The sequence below is a fragment of the Herbidospora daliensis genome (genome assembly GCF_001570585.1).
GTDB classification, from domain to species: domain Bacteria; phylum Actinomycetota; class Actinomycetes; order Streptosporangiales; family Streptosporangiaceae; genus Herbidospora; species Herbidospora daliensis.
The window spans coordinates 205,541-230,133 of sequence record NZ_BBXF01000006.1 but is presented as its reverse complement, the minus strand read 5'-3'; the positions used below and the strand labels follow the sequence as shown (position 1 = coordinate 230,133).

The window sequence follows — 24,593 nt, the reverse complement described above, 5'->3', positions numbered from 1 at the left end:
CCGCATGGCGGTTCCCGGACGACTGACCCTCGCGGTCGACGCGCTCGATCTGCGGCCCGACGCGTGGGTCCTGGAGATCGGGTGCGGCCGGGGGGCGGCGGCCCGGCTGGTGGTCGAGAAGCTGACGACCGGCCGCTACCTGGGCGTCGACCGGTCGGAGACCGCGATCAGGGCCGCGCGGGAGCGGGTGCCGGGGGCCGACTTCCGGTGTGAGGCCCTGGAGCGGTTGTCGGTCGAGGGCGAGTTCGACGTCATCTTCGCGGTCAACGTCAATCATTTCTGGGTACGCGACCCCGCCGCCGAGATGGAGCGGCTGCTGGCGCTGCTGGCCCCGGGCGGCTCGCTCCTGCTCTGCTACGAGACGCCCGGCGACCGGTCGGCCGAGCTGGGCGGGCGGTTGTCCGAGGTGTTCGCCCGCCACGGCCTCCGGCCCGAGGTGAACGTGCTCGGGCCGAAGGTGTTCGCGGTGGCGGGTCAGTCGCCCAGGGCCTCCCAGACCTCCCACAGATGACCGCTGACCGGCTGGTAGTAGACCTTCACCGTCACCGGGCCCGCGTGCCTGATGGCGTTGCGGAACGCCGTCGCGGTGCACGGCTTGGTGCCGATGCCGGCCTCCTCGTTCGGCACGTTCGCCGTCCAGCGGTCGGAGCAGCTCTTCGTCACGCGGTTGAAACCGAGGTGGGTGTAGCGGAGCTTGACGGCGGCCCTGCCGGAGCGCTTGAACAGCACCGTCCGGTCGTCGACGCGGGTGAGCTGCCCGTAGGCGGTGACCGGGTTGGTCGGGACCGCGAGGAACTCGGCGACCGTGGTCAGCGACGGCGTGATGGTGATCTTCACCGGGGCGGGGCCGAGGCTGAGCACGAACTTCAGGTCGAGGGCGTCGCAGTCGGTGGTGCCCAGGCCCTTCCTGTCCTGCCTGATGCGGCCCTCGGTCTCCTTCAGGTCGCACGCGGTGGTGATGCGGCGGAAGCGCACCCCGTCGGTGAAGACGCGGCGCTCCTTCGCGCCCGGCACCGAGGTCAGCTTGTAGCGGCGCACCCCGTGCTGGGTCACGAGCTTGGCCTTGGCGGGGGTGATGCGCAGATGGTTGGAACCGTCCGCCCACGCGTAGCCGTAGATGGTCTGGGTCTTCGCGGTCTTCGCGGTGGCGGGTGCGGCCGTGAGTGCGGTCGCGGCCAGGGCGGCCACGGCGGCGGCGATCAGCGGGCGGGTCATTCGGTTTCCCCCGGGGGTGGTCGGTTCGTGCTGAAAACGTCTTTCGGGGAGTGGGACTCGCCGACGACGGTGAAAGTTCATGGCCCTCGATGGTCGTGACGCAACTGGAATCGCCCATGGGGGCGGGATGTTCTAGCAATTCGTGGAGGTAATGAGATGTTCACACTGATGGCCGTGCACGCCCATCCCGACGACGAGGTGATGGGAACGGGCGGCACGTTCGCCCATTACGCCGCCCAGGGCGTCCGGACGGTGCTGGTGACGTGCACCAATGGAGAACAGGGAGACGGTCCCGACGGGGTCAAACCGGGCGAGCCGGGCCACGACGACGCCGCGGTGGCGAAGGTCCGGCTGGCGGAGCTGCGCGAGTCGGCGGCCCATCTCGGCATCTCCGACGTGGAGCTGCTGGGCTACCGCGACTCGGGCATGGACGGCTGGGACGGCAACAACCACGAGCGCGCGTTCGCCAACGTGCCCGTCGACGAGGCGGCCGGACGGCTGGCCGAGCTGATGCGGACCTATCAGCCGCAGGTGGTGCTCACCTACGACGAGAACGGCGGCTACGGCCACCCCGACCACATCCAGGCCCACCGGGTGGCGGCGCGGGCGGTCGAGCTGAGCGGCGTACCGGCGAAGTTCTACTACACCGCGACCCCGCGCAGCTGGATGAAGTCCATGTACGACGGCATGGTCGCCGCCGGCATGGACACCGAGGGCTGGGACGAGTACGAAGACTGGTCCACCCCCGACGAGGAGATCAGCGCGATCCTCGACACGTCCGAGTACGTCGAGCACAAGATCAAGGCGATCACCGCCCACGGCAGCCAGGGCGACAGCGCGTTCTTCCTGGGCCTGCCGGCCGACACCCAGCGGGCGATGTTCTCGGGTGAGGCCTACACGCTGGTCAGGTCGACGGTCCCGGCCCCCGACGGGGTCGAGGACGACCTGTTCCGCGGCCTGCGTTAGTCCTTGCGGCGGGCGCGTTCGGCGTCGACGTTGAGCGCCGCCCGCACCCCCGCCGGATCGGGCGCCACACCGGTCCGGCGGATGGTCTCCGAGGTGATCTTCCCGGCCTGGAAGACCTTCGTGGCCTGCACGATCGTCTCCGAGCCGAAGTAGAACGCGACGGCGACGGTCATGAACTGGCGCAGCGTGTCCCAGAACTCCTTGCGGTCGTCGAGCGGGCCGATGACGAACGCGTAGGTGTTCAGCAGCAGCCACGCCACGAACAGCGCCCCCGCCAGCGCGACCCGCATCTTCCTGACCGAGGCGTAGAGGCCGAAGAACGCGACGATGCCGGTCAGCGTGACGGTCGCGCCGACGATCCACTGCTCGGTGAGCACGGTCGGCACCGTGAGCAGGATCCACGACGTGGTGACCAGCGCGGCCAGCAGGAACCCGGTGAACACCAGGCCGCGTACCGAGACCTCCTCCGCGTCCCGCATGTCGGTCAGGGAGAACATCGCGGGGCGCGGCGGCTGCACCGGCTCGGCCATATGGAACGCTCCTGGGCGCGTCGATGATCGGGAGAGCCCAGTGTGCGGTCGGCCGGTTAACCCGTGGTTACCACCTTGAATCGGCCGGGCAACCGATCGATCTCGGCGGTCCCGGCGGCGTCGACCGATACGGACACCGAGGTCCCGGCGACCACGAACCCGTCGGCGGCGAGCGCGCCGAGGGGCGCGCCGGCCATCGGGCGCAGGTCGACGGTGCCGCCCGGCACGTCGGGGTGGAGGCCGAGCGCCGCGTGGGTGATCACCACGGCGGCCGCCGCCGACCACGCCTGCGGGCGGCAGGAGGCCGGGTAGGGCACCGGGCGGCCGACCGCGTCGCGGGCGTCGCCCGAGAGCAGTTCGGGCAGCCGGTTCTCGAACGGCTCGGCCGCGGCCAGCAGCCCTTCGGCGAGGACGGCGGCCTCGGCGCCGAAGCCCTCGCGGGCCAGGCCGGCGATCACGATGGCGGTGTCGTGGGGCCAGACCGAGCCGCAGTGGTACGACAGCGGGCTGAAGCCCTTGTCGGCCGACGACATCGTGCGCAGGCCGAACCCGGCCGACATCTCGGGTGAGGCGAGCAGGGAGGCTACCCGGGCCGACTCCTCGTGGTTGAGGAGACCGGTCCCGAGCAGGTGGCCGATGTTGCTGGTCAGCGCATCGACCGGCCGCTTGTCGCGGTCGAGCGCGAGAGCGGGGTAGCCGCCCTCGACCCAGAACCGCTCGCGGAATCGGCAGGCCATCGAGGCGGCGTAGGCGCGCCAGACGTCGGCGCCGGGGCGGCCGAAGGCGTCCAGGATCGCGGCGCCCTTGACGGCGGCCTCGTAGGCGTAGCCCTGGACCTCGGCCAGGGCGATGGGCGGGTCGGCCAGGCGGCCGTCGCGGAACCTGACCGAGTCGCCGGAGTCCTTCCAGCCCTGGTTGGCCAGGCCGCGCCCGCTGACGTCGATGTACTCCAGGAAGCCGTCGCCGTCGGGGTCGGCGTCGGTGGCGAGCCAGCCCAGGGCCGCCTCCATGGCCGGGAGCAGCGCCTCGACCTCGCGGTCGGGCAGGCCCCAGCGCCAGGCGTCGTGCAGCAGGCTGATCCACAGCGGGGTGGCGTCGATCGTGCCGTAGTAGGCGGCGGGGAGCCGCAGCCCGTTCACCGGCACCACGAACTCGCCCCTGCGGAGTTCGTGCATGATCTTGCCGGGGGCCTCGCCGGTCAGCGGGTCGCGCTTGACGCCCTGGCGGCGGGCCAGCACCCGCAGGGTGCCCCCTGCCAGGCCGGTGCCGAGCGGCAGCAGCATGCGGGCGGCCCACAGGCTGTCGCGGCCGAACACGGTCAGGAACCACGGCACGCCCGCGCCGAGGAAGGTGTCGGCGGGGTGGCCGGTCTCGGTGAGGCGCAGGCCGGCGAGGTCGTCGAGGCTCTGGGCCAGGAGACGGCTGAGCCTGCTGTCGGCGGCCTTCAGGGCAGGCCGCGTCCACTCGACGGGGCCCGTCGGCGCCGCCACGACGGCGGCCGGGTCGGTCACCATCACGCGCCAGCACAGTCTCACGCTCTCGCCGGGTTTGAGGGCCACCTCCCAGCGCAGTTCACGCCCGTGGACCTGCGCCCCCTCGCCCGTCATCGCCACGGTGGTGCCGCCGGAGACCCAGGTCAGCTCGCCGCCGACCGGGGTCACCGGTTCGGCGTCGTGGCCCGACTTCACGGTCTCGATGGCGGCCAGGTCGCAGTCGACCCGCATCGCCACGGTCGTCGTCACCGGCATGGTGGCGGTCGAGGCGACGGTGATCTCCTCGGTCAGGCCGTAGGCGCGGATCTCGCGCAGCCGGTCGACGCGGACCACCGGGTCGGGCTGCACGTCGCCGAGCCAGCGCGCCAGCGAGGTGAACCGGCTGCGGCCGGGGCCGGCGGCGGCGTGCGCGATGGGCTCGGCCTCCCGGCCGTCGATCAGCAGGACCGCCTCCGAGACCACCCGCCGGTCGGCGTGGAAGACCCCCTGCACCCCCGCCGCCCGTATCTGGCCGTCGGCCCCGCCGAGTGCGCTCGTGGGCGCCGTGACGGTGCTGACCAGGTCGTGCAGGAGCGGCTGCAGCCGGACGTCGGCGGCAGAAGGGGAGTCGGCAGGCACGCGGTGGTCCTTCACGAAGTTGTGTCTTGACAGATCAAGAGCAGGGGTGCAGATTGCGAAACAATTCCCTAACTTGAACGATCAAATCATGCATTACTTCCGTTTGATCGTTCAACCCCCCGAAAGGTGCACAGATGGCCGACAAGGTGACGATCGCCGATGTGGCGCGTGCTGCCGGCGTATCTCGCCAGACGGTCTCCAACGCTCTGAACACCCCCGAGGTGGTCCGCGCGGAGACCCGCCGCCGCGTCCTCGACGTCGTCGAGGAGCTCGGCTACCGGGTCAACCAGGCGGCCCGCCAGATGCGGACCGGCCGGTCGCGGCTGATCGCCGCCCGCATCGACCCCGAGCAGGACGGCATCAACGGCTTGGTCGGCGACCGCTTCCTGCACGGCCTCACCGAGACGGCCGCCCATGAGGGCTACCGGGTGCTGCTCTACACCGCCGACGGCGACGACGCCGAGACCGCCGCCTTCGACGACCTGCTCGGCGCGTACGAGCCCGACGCGTTCGTGCTGACGGCCACCCACCACGGCGACCGGCGCACGAGTTGGCTGGCCGGGCGCGGGGTGCCTTTCGTCACCTTCGGCCGGGCCTGGAGCGAGCCCGACGCCCCCCACTGCTGGGTCGACGTCGACGGCGCCGCCGGCACCGAGGCGGCCACCCGCCACCTGCTCTCCCAGGGCCATCGCCGGATCGGCTTCCTCGGCTGGCCCAAGGGCTCGGGCGTCGGCGACGACCGGCGCGAGGGCTGGCGGCGGGCGCTGGCCGAGGTCGGCCTCGGCGTCGCCGGGCTCCACCGCGAGACCGAAGACGACGTCGCCCCCGGCGAACACGCCGCCCGCGACCTGCTCGAACGCGACCCCGAGATCACCGCCCTGGTCTGCGCGAGCGACTCGCTCGCGCTCGGCGCCCTGCACGTGGCGCGCGCCCCCGGCCCCGCCTGGCTCGCGGGCGGCCACCCGCACCGTCCCGTCGCCGTCGTCGGCTTCGACGACACCCCGGTCGCCAAGGCGATCGGCCTCACGAGCGTCCGGCAGCCCCTGGCGGAGGTGGCGTCGAGCTGCCTGCGGCTGCTGACCCACCGGCTCGACGGAGGCGCGGGGGCGTCTCCGGAGTACCTCCTGCTTCCGCCCTCCCTGGTCGTCCGCGCGTCGGGCTGACCCCCTCCACCTGAGAACAGAAACAAAGGAAATCGCGATGAAGCGCAGCAACGTCCGGAAGGCGGCCCTGTCGACGGCCGCCGGCGCCGTCCTGTTGTCCTCCGCAGCCTGCGGCGGCAGTGGTTTCGAGGAGGCCGGCGACCCGGCCGCGCAGCCGAGCCAGGCCTCGGCCGGCCCCGCCCAGCTGCAGGTCCTCATCGGCTCCTCCGGCGACGCCGAGACCAAGGCGGTGACCGACGCCGCCGCCGCGTGGGGCGCGGCCACCGGCAACACCGCGACCGTCACGCCGGCGCAGGACCTCGGCCAGCAGCTCGGCCAGGCCTTCGCGGGCGACACCCCGCCCGACGTGTTCTACGTGGACGCCGGCCGCTTCGCCGACTACGCCAGCGTCGGCGCGCTGGAGCCGTACGGCGACAGGATCTCCAACCCGACCGACTTCTACGAGAGCCTGCGCACCACCTTCACCTTCGACGGCAAGTTCTACTGCGCGCCCAAGGACTTCTCGACGCTGGCGCTCATCGTCAACACCGACCTGTGGAGCAAGGCCGGGCTGACCGACGCCGACATCCCCACCACGTGGGACCAGCTCACCGCGGTCGGCGAGAAGCTGAAGGCCAAGGACGTCACCCCGCTGGCGCTCGGCGACACGCGCGACCGGGTGGGCGCGTTCATGGTGCAGGCGGGCGGCTGGGTCACCAGCGCCGACGGCAAGACCGCCACGGCCGACTCCCCCGAGAACCTGGAGGCGCTGACCTACGTCCAGAACCTGGTCAAGGACAAGACCGCCCAGTACCCCAAGCAGCTCGGCGCGGGCTGGGGCGGCGAGGCGTTCGGCAAGGGCGCCGCGGCCATGACGATCGAGGGCAACTGGATCAAGGGCGCGCTCACCAACGACTTCCCCGACGTGAAGTACACCGTCCACGAGCTCCCGGCCGGTCCGGCGGGCAAGGGCACCCTGTCGTTCACCACCTGCTGGGGCGTCGCCGCCAAGTCGAAGAACAAGGAGGCGGCGATCAGCTTCGTCGAGGCGATGACCACGGCCGAGCAGCAGATGACCTACGCCAAGGCGTTCGGCGTGATGCCCTCGCGCCAGTCGGCCAAGGACGCCTACACCGCCGAGTTCCCGGATGACGCCCCGTTCGTGAACGGCGCCGACTACGCCCACGGCCCGGTGAACGCGCCGAAGATGGACAGCGTGCTGGCCGACTTCGACACCGGCATCCAGCAGCTCACCTCCATCGCGCCCAAGACGTTGCTCGCGCGGGTGCAGAAGAACACCCAAGCCGCACTCGGCGACTGAGCACATGCGGCTCTCTGCGAAGGCCAGGGAGAACATCGCGGGCTGGTTGTTCGTCGCCCCGGTGATCGTGATCCTGGGCCTGTTCATGCTGCTGCCGATCCTGATGGCGATGTGGGTCAGCCTGACCGACTGGAACGGGCAGGGCAGCCCGTTCAAGTCGGGCGTGCCGTTCGTCGGCGTCGACAACTACGCGAAGTTGTTCACCGACGACGGGCTGACGCGGCAGGACTTCATGACCAGCGTGCGCAACAACATCTACTACGTCGGCATCGTCGTGCCGGTGCAGACGGTGCTCGCGCTGGGCCTGGCGCTGGTGGTCAACGCGCGCATGCTGAAGGGCAAGGGCTTCTTCCGGGCCGCGTTCTTCTTCCCGTCGGTGACCAGCTCGGTCGCGATCAGCGTGGTCTTCCTGTTCATCTTCGCCAGCTCGGGCGCGGTCAACAACCTGCTGGCGTTCTTCGGGATCCAGGGCCCGCAGTGGTTCGCCGACGCGCGCGGCATCCTGCACCTGGCCCTGGGCGGGCTCGGGCTGGTCGACGTCGACAACCCGCCATCGTGGCTGACCGATGGCGGCCCGTTCGGGCTGAGCTGGTGGGACTGGCTGGCCGGTCCGTCGGTGGCGATGTCGACGATCATGCTCCTGGTCATCTGGACGACGTCCGGCACCTTCATGCTGATGTTCCTGGCCGCCCTCCAGGACATCCCGGTCACCCTCGAAGAGGCCTCGATGCTCGACGGCGCGGGCCGGTGGAAGCGGCTGCGGTACGTCACCCTGCCGATGCTGAAGCCGACCCTGTTCCTCGTGCTGACCATGGGCATCATCGCGACCTGGCAGGTCTTCGACCAGGTCTACGTGATGAGCCAGGGCGCCCCCGGCAAGACGACGCTGACGCCGGCGTACCTGTCGTACACGCAGGCGTTCGACAACTTCGAGTACGGCACCGGGACCGCCATCTCGTTCGTGCTGTTCGCGATCATCGTGCTGTTCACGATCGCGCAGCGGTGGTTGCTGAGGGAGAGGAACGCCTGATGGCCACCGTCAGGGCAGACCACGGGGCGCGGACCGTGGCGTCGACGTTCGTCGGCTACTTCATCCTGATCTTCTTCGCGCTGGTCTTCATCTACCCGTTCGTCATCCAGCTCTCGGCGTCGTTCAAGACCGAGCCGAACGCGGCGCTCAACCCGCTGAACCCGGTCCCCGACCCGTTCGTCACCGACGCCTACCACAAGGTGTTCCTCAGCACCGACATGCCGTTGTGGCTGGGCAACTCGCTGATCGTGACGATCGCGATCACGCTCGGCCGGGTGCTGCTCGACTCGATGGCCGGCTACGCGCTGGCCCGGCTGCGCTTCCGCGGCCGCAAGGCGCTGTTCTCGGCCGTGATCGCCATCCTGGCGGTGCCGGGCGTGGTGCTGTTCATCCCGAAGTTCCTGGTGCTGAAGCAGTTCGGCATGTACGACACGTACACGGCCCTGATCCTGCCGATCATCGCCGACGCCGGCGGCGTGTTCATCATGAAGCAGTTCTTCGAGTCGATCCCCCGCAGCGTGGAGGAGGCGGCCCGGATCGACGGCGCGGGCACGTGGCGGACCTTCTGGTCGGTCGTGCTGCCGATGGGCCGCCCGGCCCTGATCACGCTGACGATCATCTCGTTCCAGAGCTCGTGGAACGAGCTCCCCCACAGCCTCGTGGCGGTGCAGAGCCCCGATCTCTACACGCTGCCGCGAGGCCTGGCGGTGCTGGTGAGCGGATCGCTCGGGTCGGGCAACCAGTATCCGCTCAAGCTGGGTGCGGCGGTGCTGGCGACGATCCCGGTCGCGATCATCTTCGTGGTGTTCCAGCGTTACTTCGTGCGCGGCGCCAACGAGGGGGCCGACAAGTAGTACCAGACGCCGAGCTGGACCAGGGCGAGCACGAGGGCGAAGGGCATCAGCGCCTGCATGCCCACGCCCTGGCCCAGCGCCCCGGCCGTCCACGGCAGCAGCGAGCCGCCGATGACCGAGCCGCCGTTGAGCACCCCGATGGCGGTCGGCACCAGGCGGGCCGGGAGCAGCTCGGGCAGGATCGCCATCGTGGTCGGGAACAGCGGGCCGAGGAAGAAGCCGAGCAGGACGAACCCGGCCACCGGCACGACGCCGAGCCAGATCAGCACCGTGCAGGCGGCGACGCCGACGCAGCACCAGAGCGACGTCTGCGCCGGGGTCAGCCGGAGCCGGCCCGCGATCGGGCTGATCACGAAGCGGCCCGCGGTGAGCCCGGCCCAGTAGCCGCTGACGGCGTACCCGGCGATCAGGTGGCTCTCCAGTTCGACCTCGCGCAGGTAGGAGTAGGCCCAGTTGCCCACCCCGATCTCCACGCCCAGATAGACCGTGAGGAACACCGACGCGAGCAGGACGTACTTGTTGCGCAGCGCGGTCGGCAGCAGGCCGCCCGTCTTCTCCTCCTTCTCCTGGACGACCCTCGCCGGGAACGCCCGCAGGAAGGCGACGGCCATGAGGGCGGTCGCGACCGCCAGGCCCCACCAGACGGCGGTCCACGAGGCGTGGGTGAGCGTCACGGCCGCGATGGCCGGGCCCGCCAGGGCGCCGACGCCGAAGAAGGCGTGCAGCCGGTTGAGCAGGGTGGCCGCGTTCGGGAGCGCCGCCAGGTGCACGTTCAGCACCGATTCGAGCACCCCGACGCCGTACCCGCAGAACAGCTGGGCGGCGATCAGCACCCAGAACGACGGCCGGGCCGCCGTGACGACGGCGGCGAGCACGAACACGGCGCTGCCCGCGACCAGGGCCAGCCGTAGCCCGAGCCGTTCGATGAGCGCGCCGTTGGTGAGCCCGGCCAGCAGGAAGCCGGCCGAGTTGGTGAAGAAGCCGAGCCCGATCAGGGCTTTGTCGACGCCGTAGTCGGCGATCTGGGCGGGTAACAACACCCCGCCGACCGCGGCGCCGATCCCGACGAGCACGAACGCCGCGTAGGAGAGATAGATCGAGGAACGCATCCCGGGGCCCCATCTGAGAGGAGTGGCGTTGGGAGCGCTCATGAACATTAACCCAAAAGTCGGCGCTGTTCCTCTTCGATGATCTGGTGCGCGAGTGCCTGTTCCGAGACGTCGACGGCGGCCGGGCTCGACTCCGCCAGATCGCTGCGGCGGGCGTACTCGTCGAACCGCCGCGTCTTGGTCGCCAGGATCTCCAGCAGCCGCTGGTCGACCGAGTCGACGGCCAGCAGCCGGTGCACCTGGACCTTGCGGGTCTGCCCCATGCGGTGGGCCCGCGCGATGGCCTGGGTCTCGGTCGACGGCTTCAGCTGCGGCTCACAGATGATCACCACGGACGCCGCCTGGAGGTTCAGCCCGACCCCGCCGGCCACGATCTGGCTGAGCAGCACGGCGTGCCCCCGGGTCGCCGAGAAGGCGTCGACGAGCTCCTGGCGGCGGTCGGGGTCGAGGTCGCCGGTCAGCTTGTGCGGGGTGCCCAGGCTCTCCCCGACGGCGGTCAGCACGTCGCGGAAGAAGGAGAACACGATCACCTTCAGCCCGTTGGCCTCGGCCTCCTCGACCAGCTCGGTCAGCCGCTTCAGCTTGGCCGACGTCGCCGGATGGGCGAACGCGGCCCGGCGCATACGCGGGAAGTGCCGGTCGGCGACCGCCTGCCGGTAGGCGTCGAGGTCGTCGCCGGAGAACTCCACCCACTCGTCGGCCTCGACCCGGTCGGGCAGCTCGTGCAGCACGTCCTCCTGGTTGCGGCGCAGGTAGGTCGCGGCCACCGACCGGCGGAACGCCTGCGGCCCGCCCTGGCTGATCTCCAGCGCGGGATTCACGTGCGCGACCAGCGCCCGGAACTCCTCGACCCGGTTCTCCATCGGCGTCCCGGTCAGGAACAGCACCCGCTCGACGGTACGGCACCAGGCGGCGACCGCTTGGGCCCGCTTGGTGGCCGGGTTCTTGACGTAGTGGGCCTCGTCGACGACCAGCATCGCGACGGCCGGCGTCGGCGTCAGCCGGTGCAGCCCGTCGAGCGTGACGACGGCGACCCCGCCCTCCTTCTCCCACTCGTCGAGCGCCGCCTCGCGGCGCGGCCCGTGCACCTTCTGCGCCTTCAGCGTGCTGCGCGCCTCGATCTCGCGCACCCAGTTGACGACGACGCTGGCCGGGCAGACGACCAGGAAGCGGGTCGCCCCCTCGGCGGCCAGATGTGCGAGCGCCGCGATGGCCTCGATCGACTTGCCGAGCCCCATCTCGTCGCCGATGATCACCCGCTTCTGCGCGAGCGCGAACCGCGCCCCGAACGACTGGTAACCCCGCAACGAGACCCGCCGAAAGGCGTCGTCGAGCGGCTGCGCGTTCACCCGGGCCAGGACGTCGTCGGGCAGCACCCCCTCGGTGACCCGCTCCCCCGCGAGGTCGGCCAGCAGGGCGTAGTAGTCGGCCGACCGGTACTCGAAATCGGCCCACGCCTCGTGCCCGCTCGACGGCGGCCGCAACAGATCGGTGATGACCTGCGGAAATTCCCTGCCAGCTTGGGCCGCGTCGTCGAGCAGCGCGTCGATCGCCGCGACGGCCTCCTGCGCCTCCGCCCGCCGCCGCCGGCCGGAGGTGACGAGCCGCCAGCGCGAACGGGCGGGGTGGGCGGCCTTCAGCAACGGGGTGAGGGAGGAGTCGACGTCACGGGCGGCCCTGACGTGGAACGGCAACTCGGTTCCGGCGTCGAGCAGCCGCTTCACCGCGACGACGAGCGCCTCGGACTTCCAGTCGCCCCGCTCGATCCGCACGCTCGCGAGCTGCCGGGCGGCCTCCTCGATCTGGTCGGCGGCGGCCCTGATCTGCCGGGCCGTCTGCGGCCCCACCCCCGGCAGCTCCTGAAGCCGGTAGGCCGACATGTCGTGGACCTGGAGGACCGTGGTGATGCCCGACCGTTCGAGCATGCCGGTGCGCAGCCGCCCGCCGGTGACGTCCTTGAGCCGGGCGACGGGCATCCGCGCCAGGTCGTCGCGGACGGCGTGCTTGCGCAGCGTGTCGAGCGCGGCCAGGGCCTGGGCCTGGACGGCGTCGTGGTCGGCGAGCAGGGTGCGGGCATCGCGCACCAGGGCTTCGGCCACCCGGCAGAGGTCGTCGGCCTCGCGTACACCCATGATCCCTCCTCTGCCCGGAAAGGTACCGAACAGGCCGGCGCCGTCGGATACCGTGCCGGCCATGACGGAACTCGCGCCCGGCGTCTACGAGAAACTCGTCACGGAAGGATGGCAGCGGCAACTGGCCGCCCACGGCGATTTGGCGCAATCCCGCCATCTCGATCCGACCGAGTCGGCCGACGTGCTGACCGCCCACATCGCCTCGCTCGTGCGGCGGCGGCTGCGCGCTGTGCGGGGCACCGACGAGGAACGGCTCGCCGAACAGCTCACCGTCGCTAATGAGCTGGCCAAGCTCGTCGGCGACCCAGACGACCAGGCGGTCGACGACCTGCTGCTGGCGGTGACCCGCACCCGTACGCCCGATGGGAAGGCGGTGTTCCCCGTCCGGCCCAGCACCCCGCTCGGCGCGAGCGCGCTGCTGGTCAACGGGCACGGGCAGCCCAACGTGGGCAGCGAGTTGCGTAAGGAGATCGGCTCCGCCGACCGGATCGACCTGCTGTGCGCGTTCATCCGGTGGCCGGGGGTGCGGATCCTGGAGCGCGAACTGGCCGAGTTCGTGCGGCGGGGTGGCGACTTACGGGTCATCACCACCACCTACCGAGGGGCGACCGAACGGCGGGCCCTCGATCGGCTGGTGGAGCTGGGCGCGACCGTCAAGATCTCGTACGAGACCAGAACCACCCGCCTGCACGCCAAGGCGTGGTTGTTCCGCCGGTCGTCGGGCTACTCGACGGCGTACGTCGGCTCGTCGAACCTGTCGAAGTCGGCCCTGATCGACGGGCTGGAGTGGAACGTCCGGTTGTCGGCGATGGAGCAGGAGCACCTGCTCGACACGTTCGCGGCGACCTTCGAGGAGTACTGGGCCGACCCGTCGTTCGAGACCTACGACCCGGCCCGCGACCGCGCCCTGCTCGACCGCGCGCTCGGCCAGGAGCGGTTCGCCGACCGGGAGATCCTCACCACCCTCGACGTCCGGCCCTACGGCTATCAGGCCGAGGTGCTGGCCGACCTCGCGGCCGAACGTACGCTGCACGACCGGTGGCGCAACCTCGTCGTGATGGCGACCGGCACCGGCAAGACGATCGTGTCGGCGCTCGACTACCGGCGGCTGCGGGCCGAGGGCGTGGTCGACTCGCTGCTGTTCGTGGCCCACACGAAGGAGATCCTCGGGCAGAGCCGCGAGGTGTTCCGGCAGGTCATGCGCGACGGGTCGTTCGGCGAACTGCTGGTCGACGGGCAGCGGCCCACCGAGTGGCGGCACGTGTTCGCCTCCATCCAGTCGTTGTCGCGGCTCGACCCCTTCGACGCCGACATGGTCATCGTGGACGAGTTCCACCACTCGGCCGCCACGACGTACACGCGGCTGCTCGAACAGGCCACCCCACGGGTGCTGCTCGGGCTGACGGCGACGCCGGAACGGTCCGACGGGCAGGACGTGCTGCACTGGTTCGGCGGGCGGATCGCCTCCGAGCTGCGCCTGTGGGAGGCGATCGAACGGCAGTTGCTGGCGCCGTTCCAGTACTTCGGCGTGCACGACGGCGTCGACCTGGCCGGGGTGCCGTGGCGGCGGGGCCAGGGCTACGACCTGGCCTCGTTGAGCGACGTCTACACCGGGAACGACGCCCGGGTGCGGCTGGTGCTGCAGGCGCTCCGCGACAAGGTCGGCGACCCGCGCGGGATGCGGGCGCTCGGTTTCTGCGTGAGCATCGCGCACGCCGAGTTCATGGCCGCCCGGTTCACCGAAGCGGGCATCCCGGCGACGGCCATCACGTCACGGACGCAGGACCGGGCGGCGGCGATCAAGGCCCTGGCCGACCGGACCGTCAACGTCGCGTTCACCGTCGACCTGTTCAACGAAGGCGTCGACATCCCGTCGATCGACACCGTGCTGTTCCTGCGGCCGACCGACAGCGCGACGGTCTTCCTCCAGCAGCTCGGGCGCGGGTTGCGGCTGGCCGAGGGCAAGGCGTGCCTGACGGTGCTCGACTTCATCGGCAACCAGCACCGGGAGTTCCGGTTCGACCGGCGGTTCCGGGCGCTGACCGGGGTGCGGCGGACCGACGTGGTCGCCGAGGTCGAGGCGCAGTTCCCCACCCTGCCCGCCGGGTGTCACATCGACCTCGACCGGGAGGTCTCCCGGCTGGTGCTGGCCAACCTGCGGGCCACCATCAGCATGCGCTGGCCGTTGCTGGTGTCCGAACTGCGGAGCCTGCCCGAGGAGACCACCTTGGCCGGTTTCCTGGAGGCGAGCGGCGTCGAGCTGGAGGACCTCTATCGGGGCAACCGCCTCGGCTGGTCAGACCTGCTCCGGGCGGCCGGACGCGGGCTGCCCGCGGGCCCCGACGACCGGCGGATCGGCAACGCGCTGGGCCGCGTCCTGCACATCGACGACGCCGAACGCCTCGACTTCATCGCCCGCGTCATGCGGGGTGACACAGCCCGGAGCGCCAGGGAAGAGCGGCTGCTCGCGATGGTGCGGACGACCGGCCTGGCCGACCTCCGCGAGCATCCCGACCGGGCCGCGGAACTCCTGGAGCTGACCTCCCTGCTGGCCGAACGCAGGCACCGGGTCACCCACGTCACCGGTGGAACACTTCCGCTGCACGTGCATGCGACGTACACGAAGAACGAGGCGCTGGCCGCCTTCGGGATCTCCAAGCCCGAACACATGCGGGAGGGCGTGGCCTTCGTGCGGGACGCCCAGGCCGACGTGTTCTTCGTGACCATCGACAAGTCGGCCACGCACTATTCGCCGACCACGATGTACGCCGACCGTGCCATCACCGACACACTGTTCCAGTGGGAGTCGCAGTCGGGGCTCCGGCGAACCACTCCGACGGCCGACCGCTACCGTTCCGGCGAGACGACGGTGCATCTGTTCATCCGGGAGAGCAAACAGGGCGCGCCGCCCTACCTCTACGCCGGGCCGATGACCTACCTGTCCGACGAGGGCGAACGTCCGGTCAGGTTCCGGTGGGAGTTGCGGCACCCGCTGCCGCCGGACGTCTTCCACTTCGCGAAGGTCACCGCCGGCTGAAGTGGCCCCCTTCGGCTCTCGACCGCGCTGGCGAATGGACCACTAAGGCGCGACTACCGCGTCCGCAATCCTGGATTCGGGCCTCGGAAAGTTAGCGTGATGCGCTCTTTCTCTCCCTCATCCAAGGATTCCGCATGCATCCCCAACCCGTCCGTCCCGCCCGTGGGCTCGCCGTCGTCGCCACGATCGCGATTGCCTTCAACCTGCTCATTGAGGCCGCCGCCGTCTTCGTCAGCCTCGACCTCTACCAGAAGATCGGGGAGGTGCTGGCGAGCCCGCTCGACGCCGACGTCGCCGAGGTCACCGAGAGCGCGAGCCTCTACGACTTCACCGGGATCCTGCAGGCCGGCACGCTGCTGCTGGCCGGGGTCTGCTACTGGATCTGGCTGTTCCGGGTGCGGGCCAACGCCGAGGCGCTGGCGCCGTACGTCAAGCAGCGGCTCGGGCGGCCGTGGCTGGTGTTCGCGTGGATCGTCCCGATCGTGTCGTTCTGGTTCCCCAAGCAGATCGTGGACGACGTCTGGACCGCGTCCGACCCGCAGAACCGCAAGCCCGGCGGGCTGGCGATGACCTGGTGGATCACGTGGGTGCTGGCGGTTTTCGGCTCCAACCTGGTCGCCCGGGGGCTGATCGGGGCGGCCGAGTTGTCCGACGTGCGGAACGCGGCGCTGGTGGAGATGCTGTTCTTCCCGCTGACGCTGCTGGCGGGTGTGCTCGCCATCGTGGTGCTCAACCGCATCACCTCGCTGCAGGCGCTCCCCCGGCCCGTCGCGCCGCCGCACGCGGTGCCGCAGCAGTACCCCCACTAGGTCAGTGGCCGGGGTAGCGGTCGCGCGGGGCGCCGCCCCGGGTCATCTCGTCGACGAAGTCGGCCGCGAGCCGCTCGATCGTGTCGCGGCCCTCGACCCGGTCGATCCACCCGGCCGGGATGCGCACGCCCTCGGCGCCGAGCAGGTTGCCGCAGATCGCGGCGGTCGAATCGCTGTCGCCCGAATGGTTGGCGGCCAAAACGAGCGCCTCGGTGAACGAGCCGCCGGCCAGCGCGCAGTAGACGCCGATGGCCAGCGCCTCCTCGGCCACCCACGCCTCGCCCAGCGACTCGACCTTCTCCGCCGACGGCGGCCCGCCGTGGGCGAGGTCGACGGCGGCCCGCAGCGCGCCGGCCGTGGCGGGGTCGTCGACGAGCTTCAACGCGGCGGCCACGGCGTCGTCCAGCGTGGTGTCGTTCACCAGGTGGTGGACGATCGCCGCCAGCGCGCCCGATGAGGCGGCGGCCGTCGGGTGGCCGTGGGTGAAGTGCGAACATTCGGCCGCCCACTCGTACGCCTGGCCGGCCGGCCACGGCCCGAGCCCGAAGGGGGCCGAGCGCATGACGCTGCCGCAGCCCTTGGAGTTCGGGGCGACGTGCCCGCGCAGCCCCGACAGGCACGCGTTGCCGGGGGCGCGGCGGGCGTAGAGCCAGGTCTGCTCGCGTAACCAGCCGGTCCGGTGCAGGACGTCGCCGGGCACCGGCGGGCCCTGGTGGTCCTGGGTGTCGAGCCAGCGCAGGTAGGCGTGCCGGACCGTCGAGGGGACGTGCCCCTGCCCGCGTTCCCTGCCGCGGACGGAACCCCGGATGAGCCCCTCGACGGTGAACAGGGTCATCTGGGTGTCGTCGGTGACCAGGCCGTCGGTCAGGTCGGTGATGCCGCCGGGGCCGTAGGCGGCCCGGATCCGGCTCAGCGAGTCGAACTCGACGGGGGCGCCGAGCGCGTCGCCGACGGCCCCGCCGATGAGACAACCGCGGACGCGGTCGGGCTTCATGTGATCTCCCTACTGAGAAAGTCGCGTAACGCCGGCGCGAGCACCTCGCCCGGCACCCCGTGCCACTCGCCCGGCAGTGTCAGCCGGGTCGCCTTCGGCAGGTGGCCGGCCGCCAGGCCGGCCATGTCGGCCAGCGGTCCCGCGCTGCCGGTGCTGTCGATCACGAGCGCGGGCACGTCGGCCGAGCCGAGCAACTCGGGTGAGGCCGTCTCCAGGAGCAGGCACTCGTAGACCAGGGTGTGGCCGACCGACCACGCCTCCGGGGGCAGGCCCGCGATCAGGTCGTCGGGCACGCCGATGGCGCGGTTGAAGAACTCGACCGTCGCGCGCGGGCCCTTCGAGGTCAGCACGTCGCGGACCGCCGCCGTGAACGCCGGGTCGGGGTCGAAGGACAGCGGCGGCTCGAACAGGGCGATCTTCGGCACGTTCAGCCCGGCCGCCGCGGCGTGCACGGCCAGCAGGCAGCCCGACGACATGCCGTAGAGGCAGGCCGAGCCGCCGGCCGCGTCGATGAGCGCGGCCAGGTCGCCGACCTCCTTCTCGACCGTGTACGTCGTCGCGTCGCCGCTCGCGCCGCGCCCGCGGCGGTCGTACACGAAGACGGAGAAGTGCTCCGCCAGGAGGTCGACGGGGGCGGCGAGGGGGCGGAAGCCGCTGAAGTTGCCGGCCGCGTCGATCACGATGAGGGCGGGGCCGCTGCCGGTGCGCGTGACGGAGAGCTCCACGCCGTCGGGTGCGGTGACCATGGGGGCATCCTCCCTCGAACAGGCCGGTGAGCACGGCCAGGCCGCCCGACAGGATGAGGTCGGACGGCACGCCAGGCACAAGTATCGGCGAGTCGGCGGGGCGACGACGTCGGGTCGTACGGACGGGTCAGCCGACGGCGAAGGCCGTGACGACCGTCCCGAGGTGGTTGAGGCCGCCGACGACGCAGGGGATGACCCACGGGTCCGGCAGTCCCTGGCTCCGGCCGAGGGCGGCGAGGCCGTCGCCGGTGAACGGGCCCGAGGTGATCGTGCCGGGCAGCAGCGTCCACTGCCGGAGGTCGGCGTGCAGCTTCGCGCCGGTGACGGTGCTGACCGTGCCGTCGTTCCAGGCGATGCTCAGTTCCAGGTCGGCCGGGTTCAGCGGGCCGGGGCACGCGCCGGTGAACGCGCCGTGGGCGCGCAGCACGCCGGAGCTGATCGACGGGTGGTCGGGGGTGACGCAGTGGCCGACCGGGCCGGCCAGGCTCAGCCACCGGTCCTTGGGGGTGAGGGTGAGGCCGGGGCTGATCGTGAAGGCGATCTCCCCGCCCGTACAGGTGATGGCGCCCGGGGCGGCGGCGGCCGACGCGGGGACCGGAGTGACAGCGGCGGCGGCGAGTGCTCCGGCGAGGAGCAGAAGGCGCATCGAGGACATGTGCTCATGATCTTCAGAGCGGTGCCGCCGGGGCGGGGAGGCGAGGTCGTCGTTTCGTCCCGGAATTGGTCAAGGTGCCGCATGCACGGTGAGCACGACGTTGGCCCGCGCGTGCTCGACCTCCATGTAGCGCATGGCTTCGGCGGCGTCGGCGAGGTCGTAGGTGCGGTCGACGGCCGGCACCACCTGACCGCTGTCGGCCAGTTCGCGCAGGGCGGTCAGGGCGGCCCGGCTCTGCACGGCCTCCAGGACGACGATCTTCTCCTTGACGAAGGGGGCGGCCAGCCGGGCGCGGACGATCAGCCCGAGCGGCCCGAAGAGGCTGCCGCCGCTGAAGACGCCGCCGCCTGAGATGACCAGCGTGCCGCCCGGCACGAGAGCTCTGCGCAGGTCGCGCAGCGACCGGTTGCCCACCAGGTCGAAGACCAGGTCGTGGCGCCCGCCGGTCAGGGCGAAGTCCTCCTGGCGGTAGTCGACGACGCGGTCGGCGCCCAGGCCCGCGGCCAGGTCGGCGTTCCTGGCGCTGCACACCGCGGTCACCCGCGCGCCCCGCGCCCTGGCGATCTGCACGGCGAACGTGCCGACGCCGCCCGAGGCCCCGTTGATCAGCACCGACTGCCCCTTCTCCAGCGACCGCAGCCCCTGGAGGGCCGTGTTGGCGGCCAGCGGCATCGCGGCGGCCTGCGCGAAGGTGAGGCTCGCGGGCTTGCGCTCGACGCGATCGGCCGGGACCCGGACGTACTCGGCGAACGCGCCGCCGAACTCGCCGTAGACCTCCTCCCCCGGCTCGAAGCCCTCGCCCGAGACGACGACCCCGGCGAAGTCGGTGCCCAGGATCGGCGCCTTGGGCCTGCGCAGCCCGAAGGCGAGCCGGGCCAGGTAGGGGTCGCCGCGCAGCACGTGCCAGTCGCGGGCGTTGAGGGAGGCGGCCATCACCTTGACCAGCACCTCCCCGGGCGCGGGCGTGGGCGCCGGGACGTCTCTGCACTCCAGGATGTCGGGCGGGCCGTAGCGGTCCTGCACAATCGCCTTCACGGGGGTTCCCCTCTCTATGGGTGTACGGCGTACACCTAGACCATAGGTGTACGCTGTACACCCGTCAAGGAGGCGACGAAACATTGGCTCGACTCAGCCGCGAACGGGTTCTGGCGGCCGCCGTGGCCCTGGCCGACGAGGCCGGGCTCGACGGGCTGAGCATGCGAAAGCTCGCGACCGAACTCGGCGTGGTGCCGATGGCGCTCTACAAGCACGTCGCCAACAAGGACGAGTTGCTCGACGGCATCATCGACGCGGTCGTCTCGGAGATCGACCTCACCCCGGTCGACGGCCACTGGAAGCCCGCGATCAGGAGCCGCATCCTGACCGCCCGTCAGGCGCTGCTGCGGCACCCGTGGGCGTCGGGGGCCATCGAGTCGCGGCGCGAGCCGACGCCGGCGGTGCTGGCGTACATGGACTCGATCATCGGCCTGTTCCGGGCCGGCGGGTTCGGCGTCGACGAGGTCCACCACGCGATCCACGCCCTGGGCAGCCGGATCCTGGGCTTCAGCCAGGAGTTGTTCGACGACACCCCGGCCGACCCCGACGCCCAGGAGCAGGCCGCGCACGCCATGGCGGCCACGTTCCCGTGGCTGGCCGAGATGGCGCTGCGGGTGGCCCACGACGAGAAGACCGTCGTCGGGTCGGGCTGCGACGACCAGTTCGAGTTCGAGTTCGCCCTCGACCTCCTCCTCGACGGGTTCGAACGCCTGCGACACGCCGGATGAAGTACGGTTTGTGCCGTGACGTTGCTGGCCGGCCGCTACCGGCTGCTCTCCCGTATCGGCCAGGGCGGCATGGGCGCCGTCTGGCACGCCGTCGACGAGCTCCTGCGCCAGGAGGTCGCGGTCAAAGAGGTGCTGCTCCCCCGTGACCTGGCCGAGCACCAGCTCGCCGAGATGCGCGAGCGCACCCTCCGCGAGGCGCGGGCCGCGGCGCGGCTGCGCTCGCACCCGTCGATCGTGACCGTCCACGACGTGGTGCTCGAAGGCGGGCGGCCCTGGATCATCATGGAGCTGGTCAGAGGGCGGTCGCTGCAGGCCGTGGTGCGGCAGGAGGGCCCGATCCCGCCGCAGCGCGCCGCCGCCATCGGCGTGACCGTGCTCGACGCCCTCTCGGCCGCCCACTCGATGGGCATCCTGCACCGCGACGTGAAGCCCGGCAACATCATGGTCACCGACCAGGGCCGGGTGCTGCTGACCGACTTCGGCATCGCCAGCGTCGCCGGCGACGTCAACCTGACCCAGACGGGCCTGGTCTCGGGGTCGCCCGGATACATCGCGCCCGAACGGCTGCGCGGCGAGCCCGACGGGCCGCCGTCCGACCTGTGGTCGCTCGCCGCCACCCTGTTCTCGGCGGTCGAGGGCGCCGCGCCGTTCCACCGGGACAACCCCGCCGCCGTGATGGCGGCCGTGCTGATGGACGAACCGGCGCCGATGCGCCGCGCCGGGCCGCTCCTCGGCCCCGTGCTCGCGGCCATGCTCGACAAGGACCCCGCCCGCCGTGTCCCGGCCCCGCACGCCGCGAACATGCTCCGGGCCGTCGCCGCCGGCACCGGCCAGACCGCCCTGTCGGTGCTCAAGCCGAAGAAGAGCAAGGCGCCCGCGTTCGCGGCGGCCGGGCTGGCGGTGCTCGTCGTGGGCGTCGGCGGGGGCGTGCTCTACCTGAACTCGACCGGCGGCACCGCGGCCTCTCCCGCCGCGCCGACGACCACGACGGCGACCAAGGTCACCACCACGACGCAGCCGCCGGGCAAGGCGGTGCTGACCAGCAACCCCGAGGCGTGCGCCCTGGTCAGCCAGGCGCAGATCCGCAAGCTGCTCGGCACGCCGGCCAAGCAGGAGTTCATGACGAACGACGCCTGCCAGTGGATGGCCCCCGGCGGGGAGTACCTCCAGATCCAGAAGGTGCAGCTCGACTCCGAGACCACGGCGCGGCTCACCTTCGACAGCAGCCGGGCCACCGAGGAGGACGAGCCCAAGCGCGAGAAGACGACGCGGCTCCGGGTCGGCGGGCGGATCGGCGACGCGACCGTCGCGTGGACCCGCGACGCGGGGGCGTACAACCAGACCCGGCTGGTGGTGCGGACCGGGAACGTCATGATGTGGCTCTACTACTCGGGCCCGAAGACGGGCTACACGACCATCGACGCGTTCGCGAAACTGATCATGGCGTCGCTGCACAAGGCGGGGTGAGGCATACCATGTTGTTTTGGTAGGAATTGTGTAGATATGCTCTGCGGGCACCATCTACGCAGCTCGAACCGGGACACCATGAAATCAATCCCCGCCATCGCGACCGCAGCCCTCCTCCTTCTCGGCCTCGCGGCGTGCGGCGGAACCGACGCCGCCCAGACCGCCGACGCCCCTCCGGCGAAGTCGATCATCCTGATCACCCCCAACCCGGTCGGCGCCAACAGCTTCCTCCAGCTCGGCGTCAAGGGCGCCGAGGCCGCCGCCCAGGAACTCGGCGCCTCCTTCAAGCTGTACGAGAGCAAGGACCCCACCTCCATCGCGCAGAACGTCGACGCGGCCGTCCGGGCCAAGCCGACCGTGATCGTGGGCATCAGCTTCTCCTTCGACGACGTGTTCGCCACCGTCCCCAAGGCCAACCCCGGCCAGCAGTTCCTCCAGGTCGACTCGTGCGCCAAGGACCAGGCGCCCAACCTGGCGTGCGTGTCGTTCAAGGAGCACGAGGCCGCCTACCTGGCCGGCGTCGAGGCGGGCCTGCTCTCCAAGAGCGGCCAGATCGGCGTGGTCGCCGCGCTCGACACCCCGTTCATCCACCGCTGGATCGAGCCGTTCTTCGCCGGGGCGGCCTCGGCCAAGCCGGGCGTCCAGGGCACCCCGCTCTACGTCGGCGGCGCCAACCCGTTCAGCGACCCGGCCAGGGCCAAGTCGCAGGCCCAGACCCTCACCGGACGCGGCGTCGACCTCATCGCCGCGGCGGCCTCGGGGGGCAACCCGGGCGTGTTCGAGGCGGTCGCGGCGTCGGGCGGCAAGGCGTTCGGCGTCGACGTCAACCAGTGCGCGCTGAGCCCCGGCAACGTGGTCGACAACGTCCTCAAGAACGTGGACGTCGCCGAGCGGGCCGCCATCAAGGAGATCTTCGGCGGCAAGACCGGCGGCGTGAAGGTCTACGGCCTGGCCGAGGGCGGCGTGGGCGTGACCGCCCTGGCCGACGACCTGGCCTCCTCCGGCTGCACGGTCGCGGCCAGCCCCGACGTGGTGGCGAAGGTCAAGCAGACCCGCGACGACATCGTCGCCGGGAAGATCACCGTCGCGGACCCGCTCCAGAGCTGATGTACGCCGCCGAACTCGTCGGAGTGACGAAGCGGTTCGGCCCCGTCCTCGCCAACGACGGCATCGACCTGGCGGTCGCCAGGGGCGAGGTGCACGCCGTGGTCGGGGAGAACGGGGCCGGCAAGTCCACTCTGATGTCGATCCTGTACGGCCTGCACCGCCCCGACGCCGGCGAGGTCCGCCGCGACGGGACCCGGATCGCCCTGCGCTCCCCCGCCGACGCCATCCGCCACGGCCTCGGCATGGTCCACCAGCGGTTCCGGCTGTTCCCCGGCCTGACCGTGGCCGAGAACATCGTGATCGGCGCCGAGCCGGTCCGGCGCGGCCGCCTCGACCGCGCCGCCGCGAACGAGGCGGTGGCCGCCCTCTCCGAGCGCTACGGCCTGCGCGCCGACCCGTCGGCCCTGGTCGGCGGGCTGCCGGTGGGGGTGCGCCAGCGGGTGGAGATCCTGCGGGCCCTCTACCGCCACGCCGAGGTGCTCATCCTCGACGAGCCGACGGCAGTGCTGACGCCGGGCGAGACCGACCGCCTCTTCGAGGTGCTCCGCACGGTCGCCGCGACCGGGGTCTCGATTCTTCTCGTCACCCACAAGCTCGCGGAGGTGCTGGCCGTCGGCGACCGGGTGACCGTGCTCCGCCAGGGCCGGGTGACCGGCCGGTTCGCCACGTCGGAGACCGACGCCGACGAACTGGTCAACGCCATGATCGGCCGCTCGCTGGCCCCCTCGGCGCCGCGCCGGGCCCGCCCGCCGGAGGGCGATCCGCTCCTGGAGGTGCGCGACCTGACCGTGCGCGACGCCGACGGCGTGGCCCGCCTGTCGGGGGTCTCCTTCGCGGTGCGCCCCGGCGAGATCGTCGGCCTCGCCGGGGTGGCGGGCAGCGGGCAGCGGGAACTCGTCGACTCCGTGACGGGCCTGCGCGGCGCGGTCCCGGGGGTGTTCCTCGCGGGCACCCCCGTCCGGGCCGGCCGCGACCCCCGGGTGGCCTACGTGCCGGAGGACCGCCACGGCCGCGGCACCGCGCCCGACATGTCGGTGGCCGAGAACGTCCTGATGGGCGCGCAGCGCGACCTCGCCTCCCGCTGGTCGTTGCCCCGGGCGGCGGTGCGGGCCCGCGCCCGCGACCTGGTCGACCGCTTCTCGATCAGCGCCGCCTCGGTCGACGTCCCGATAGGCACGCTGTCGGGCGGCAACGCCCAGAAGGCGGTGCTGGCCCGCGAACTCACCCGCCCGTCACAGGTGGTGGTCGCAGAGGAGCCGACCCAGGGCGTGGACGTGGGCGTGCGGGAACGCGTCCACGACCTCCTGCGCACGGCCCGCGACGAGGGCGCCGCCATCCTCCTCCAGTCGAGCGAGCTCACGGAGCTCCGCGACCTCGCCGACCGCATCCTGGTCCTGTACGAGGGCCGCGTCGTCGCCGAGTTCCCCGGCGACGCCCCCGAGACGGACATCGGTCGCGCGATGACGGGAGCGACCGGATGACACCCTTGGCGAAACCGCGAAGCCTTGCGAAACCCGACGCGGACCCGAGGGTGCTTACCGCGAACCTCGCGAAACCCGAAGCGGACAAGAGGACGCTTACCGCGAAACCGCGAAGCCTTGCGAT

The 24,593-nt window shown here is 71.6% G+C and carries 21 protein-coding genes; 12 read left to right on the top strand and 9 right to left on the bottom strand.

Annotated features, from left to right (window positions below; all coding sequences use genetic code 11):
* Window positions 1–4: 4 nt before the first annotated feature.
* Complete coding sequence (locus AW274_RS29315; RefSeq protein ID WP_062438641.1) at window positions 5–511, top strand: class I SAM-dependent methyltransferase; 507 nt, start codon at window positions 5–7, stop codon at window positions 509–511.
* On the opposite strand, the gene AW274_RS29310 is transcribed toward AW274_RS29315, so the two are convergent.
* Complete coding sequence (locus tag AW274_RS29310; RefSeq protein ID WP_062438638.1) at window positions 475–1,215, bottom strand: hypothetical protein; 741 nt, start codon at window positions 1,213–1,215, stop codon at window positions 475–477. The two genes, AW274_RS29315 and AW274_RS29310, sit on opposite strands and share 37 nt — an antisense overlap.
* A gap of 156 nt (window positions 1,216–1,371) precedes the next feature.
* Between AW274_RS29310 and AW274_RS29305 the strand changes: the two genes are divergently transcribed.
* On the top strand, window positions 1,372–2,181 hold the full coding sequence (locus AW274_RS29305) for a PIG-L family deacetylase (protein WP_062438636.1): 810 nt from the start codon (window positions 1,372–1,374) through the stop codon (window positions 2,179–2,181).
* Here the strand turns inward: AW274_RS29305 and AW274_RS29300 are convergent.
* The gene (locus AW274_RS29300; RefSeq protein ID WP_062438633.1) at window positions 2,178–2,711 is read right to left on the bottom strand and encodes a hypothetical protein; all 534 of its coding nucleotides are present in this window, start codon (window positions 2,709–2,711) and stop codon (window positions 2,178–2,180) included. The genes AW274_RS29305 and AW274_RS29300 overlap by 4 nt on opposite strands.
* A 56-nt stretch (window positions 2,712–2,767) precedes the next feature.
* Window positions 2,768–4,822, bottom strand: a complete 2,055-nt coding sequence (locus AW274_RS29295; protein ID WP_062439477.1) for an amylo-alpha-1,6-glucosidase — start codon at window positions 4,820–4,822, stop codon at window positions 2,768–2,770.
* A gap of 134 nt (window positions 4,823–4,956) precedes the next feature.
* Between AW274_RS29295 and AW274_RS29290 the strand changes: the two genes are divergently transcribed.
* From AW274_RS29290 to AW274_RS29275, 4 genes are read left to right on the top strand one after another with little or no spacing between them, the layout of a single operon-like run.
* On the top strand, window positions 4,957–5,985 hold the full coding sequence (locus AW274_RS29290) for a LacI family DNA-binding transcriptional regulator (protein WP_062438629.1): 1,029 nt from the start codon (window positions 4,957–4,959) through the stop codon (window positions 5,983–5,985).
* 37 nt (window positions 5,986–6,022) lie between these two features.
* A complete protein-coding gene (locus tag AW274_RS29285; RefSeq protein WP_062438625.1) occupies window positions 6,023–7,285 on the top strand; it encodes a sugar ABC transporter substrate-binding protein in 1,263 nt (420 codons plus the stop codon).
* A 4-nt stretch (window positions 7,286–7,289) separates the two neighbouring features.
* Window positions 7,290–8,315, top strand: coding sequence for a carbohydrate ABC transporter permease (locus AW274_RS29280; protein ID WP_062438621.1), 1,026 nt, complete (start codon window positions 7,290–7,292; stop codon window positions 8,313–8,315).
* Window positions 8,315–9,169, top strand: a complete 855-nt coding sequence (locus AW274_RS29275; RefSeq protein WP_062438616.1) for a carbohydrate ABC transporter permease — start codon at window positions 8,315–8,317, stop codon at window positions 9,167–9,169. Before AW274_RS29280 ends, AW274_RS29275 begins: the two co-directional genes overlap by 1 nt.
* Here the strand turns inward: AW274_RS29275 and AW274_RS29270 are convergent.
* Both AW274_RS29270 and AW274_RS29265 read right to left on the bottom strand, forming a co-directional pair.
* The gene (locus AW274_RS29270) at window positions 9,130–10,278 is read right to left on the bottom strand and encodes an MFS transporter (protein ID WP_198169481.1); all 1,149 of its coding nucleotides are present in this window, start codon (window positions 10,276–10,278) and stop codon (window positions 9,130–9,132) included. The genes AW274_RS29275 and AW274_RS29270 overlap by 40 nt on opposite strands.
* Window positions 10,279–10,325: 47 nt before the next feature.
* On the bottom strand, window positions 10,326–12,410 hold the full coding sequence (locus AW274_RS29265; protein ID WP_062438608.1) for a DEAD/DEAH box helicase: 2,085 nt from the start codon (window positions 12,408–12,410) through the stop codon (window positions 10,326–10,328).
* A gap of 61 nt (window positions 12,411–12,471) precedes the next feature.
* Between AW274_RS29265 and AW274_RS29260 the strand changes: the two genes are divergently transcribed.
* Both AW274_RS29260 and AW274_RS29255 read left to right on the top strand, forming a co-directional pair.
* On the top strand, window positions 12,472–15,447 hold the full coding sequence (locus AW274_RS29260; RefSeq protein WP_062439474.1) for a DEAD/DEAH box helicase: 2,976 nt from the start codon (window positions 12,472–12,474) through the stop codon (window positions 15,445–15,447).
* A 134-nt stretch (window positions 15,448–15,581) separates the two neighbouring features.
* Window positions 15,582–16,256: a DUF4328 domain-containing protein gene (locus AW274_RS29255; RefSeq protein WP_062438606.1), complete on the top strand. Its 675-nt coding sequence runs from the start codon at window positions 15,582–15,584 to the stop codon at window positions 16,254–16,256.
* A 1-nt stretch (window position 16,257) separates the two neighbouring features.
* Here AW274_RS29255 and AW274_RS29250 read toward each other — a convergent pair whose 3' ends face one another.
* The 4 genes from AW274_RS29250 to AW274_RS29235 all read right to left on the bottom strand — a co-directional run bounded on the left by AW274_RS29250 (window position 16,258) and on the right by AW274_RS29235 (window position 19,686).
* Window positions 16,258–17,250 (bottom strand): ADP-ribosylglycohydrolase family protein, encoded by a 993-nt coding sequence (locus AW274_RS29250; protein WP_062438602.1) that lies wholly within the window; start codon window positions 17,248–17,250, stop codon window positions 16,258–16,260.
* A complete protein-coding gene (locus tag AW274_RS29245; RefSeq protein ID WP_062438598.1) occupies window positions 17,247–17,996 on the bottom strand; it encodes an alpha/beta fold hydrolase in 750 nt (249 codons plus the stop codon). Before AW274_RS29245 ends, AW274_RS29250 begins: the two co-directional genes overlap by 4 nt.
* Window positions 17,997–18,123: 127 nt before the next feature.
* Entirely contained in the window at window positions 18,124–18,642 is a 519-nt protein-coding gene (locus AW274_RS29240) for a hypothetical protein (RefSeq protein ID WP_157520789.1), read from the bottom strand.
* A gap of 78 nt (window positions 18,643–18,720) precedes the next feature.
* Window positions 18,721–19,686 (bottom strand): NAD(P)-dependent alcohol dehydrogenase, encoded by a 966-nt coding sequence (locus tag AW274_RS29235; protein WP_062438590.1) that lies wholly within the window; start codon window positions 19,684–19,686, stop codon window positions 18,721–18,723.
* 83 nt (window positions 19,687–19,769) lie between these two features.
* Here AW274_RS29235 and AW274_RS29230 point away from each other — a divergent pair, with 83 nt between their 5' ends.
* The 4 genes from AW274_RS29230 (at window position 19,770) to AW274_RS29215 (ending at window position 24,469) form a co-directional block, all read left to right on the top strand.
* Complete coding sequence (locus AW274_RS29230) at window positions 19,770–20,414, top strand: TetR/AcrR family transcriptional regulator C-terminal domain-containing protein (RefSeq protein ID WP_198169480.1); 645 nt, start codon at window positions 19,770–19,772, stop codon at window positions 20,412–20,414.
* Between the two features lie 15 nt (window positions 20,415–20,429).
* Window positions 20,430–21,881, top strand: a complete 1,452-nt coding sequence (locus AW274_RS29225; protein WP_062438586.1) for a serine/threonine-protein kinase — start codon at window positions 20,430–20,432, stop codon at window positions 21,879–21,881.
* Window positions 21,882–21,959: 78 nt separating this feature from the next.
* Window positions 21,960–22,988: a BMP family ABC transporter substrate-binding protein gene (locus AW274_RS29220; RefSeq protein WP_198169479.1), complete on the top strand. Its 1,029-nt coding sequence runs from the start codon at window positions 21,960–21,962 to the stop codon at window positions 22,986–22,988.
* A gap of 23 nt (window positions 22,989–23,011) precedes the next feature.
* Window positions 23,012–24,469 carry an ABC transporter ATP-binding protein gene (locus tag AW274_RS29215; RefSeq protein WP_198169478.1) on the top strand — a complete coding sequence of 486 codons (1,458 nt, stop codon included), beginning with the start codon at window positions 23,012–23,014 and terminating at the stop codon, window positions 24,467–24,469.
* Window positions 24,470–24,593: the final 124 nt, after the last annotated feature.

What these genes read in the sequence shown, in the direction of transcription:
- AW274_RS29240 (WP_157520789.1), bottom strand. Translation starts at nt 18,642, where the DNA reads ATGCGCCTTCTGCTCCTCGCCGGAGCACTCGCCGCCGCCGCTGTCACT.
- AW274_RS29310 (WP_062438638.1), bottom strand. Translation starts at nt 1,215, where the DNA reads ATGACCCGCCCGCTGATCGCCGCCGCCGTGGCCGCCCTGGCCGCGACC.
- AW274_RS29220 (WP_198169479.1), top strand. Translation starts at nt 21,960, where the DNA reads ATGAAATCAATCCCCGCCATCGCGACCGCAGCCCTCCTCCTTCTCGGC.
- AW274_RS29315 (WP_062438641.1), top strand. Translation starts at nt 5, where the DNA reads ATGGCGGTTCCCGGACGACTGACCCTCGCGGTCGACGCGCTCGATCTG.
- AW274_RS29255 (WP_062438606.1), top strand. Translation starts at nt 15,582, where the DNA reads ATGCATCCCCAACCCGTCCGTCCCGCCCGTGGGCTCGCCGTCGTCGCC.
- AW274_RS29270 (WP_198169481.1), bottom strand. Translation starts at nt 10,278, where the DNA reads ATGCGTTCCTCGATCTATCTCTCCTACGCGGCGTTCGTGCTCGTCGGG.
- AW274_RS29260 (WP_062439474.1), top strand. Translation starts at nt 12,472, where the DNA reads ATGACGGAACTCGCGCCCGGCGTCTACGAGAAACTCGTCACGGAAGGA.
- AW274_RS29290 (WP_062438629.1), top strand. Translation starts at nt 4,957, where the DNA reads ATGGCCGACAAGGTGACGATCGCCGATGTGGCGCGTGCTGCCGGCGTA.
- AW274_RS29250 (WP_062438602.1), bottom strand. Translation starts at nt 17,250, where the DNA reads ATGAAGCCCGACCGCGTCCGCGGTTGTCTCATCGGCGGGGCCGTCGGC.
- AW274_RS29300 (WP_062438633.1), bottom strand. Translation starts at nt 2,711, where the DNA reads ATGGCCGAGCCGGTGCAGCCGCCGCGCCCCGCGATGTTCTCCCTGACC.
- AW274_RS29275 (WP_062438616.1), top strand. Translation starts at nt 8,315, where the DNA reads ATGGCCACCGTCAGGGCAGACCACGGGGCGCGGACCGTGGCGTCGACG.
- AW274_RS29245 (WP_062438598.1), bottom strand. Translation starts at nt 17,996, where the DNA reads ATGGTCACCGCACCCGACGGCGTGGAGCTCTCCGTCACGCGCACCGGC.
- AW274_RS29265 (WP_062438608.1), bottom strand. Translation starts at nt 12,410, where the DNA reads ATGGGTGTACGCGAGGCCGACGACCTCTGCCGGGTGGCCGAAGCCCTG.
- AW274_RS29280 (WP_062438621.1), top strand. Translation starts at nt 7,290, where the DNA reads ATGCGGCTCTCTGCGAAGGCCAGGGAGAACATCGCGGGCTGGTTGTTC.
- AW274_RS29305 (WP_062438636.1), top strand. Translation starts at nt 1,372, where the DNA reads ATGTTCACACTGATGGCCGTGCACGCCCATCCCGACGACGAGGTGATG.
- AW274_RS29285 (WP_062438625.1), top strand. Translation starts at nt 6,023, where the DNA reads ATGAAGCGCAGCAACGTCCGGAAGGCGGCCCTGTCGACGGCCGCCGGC.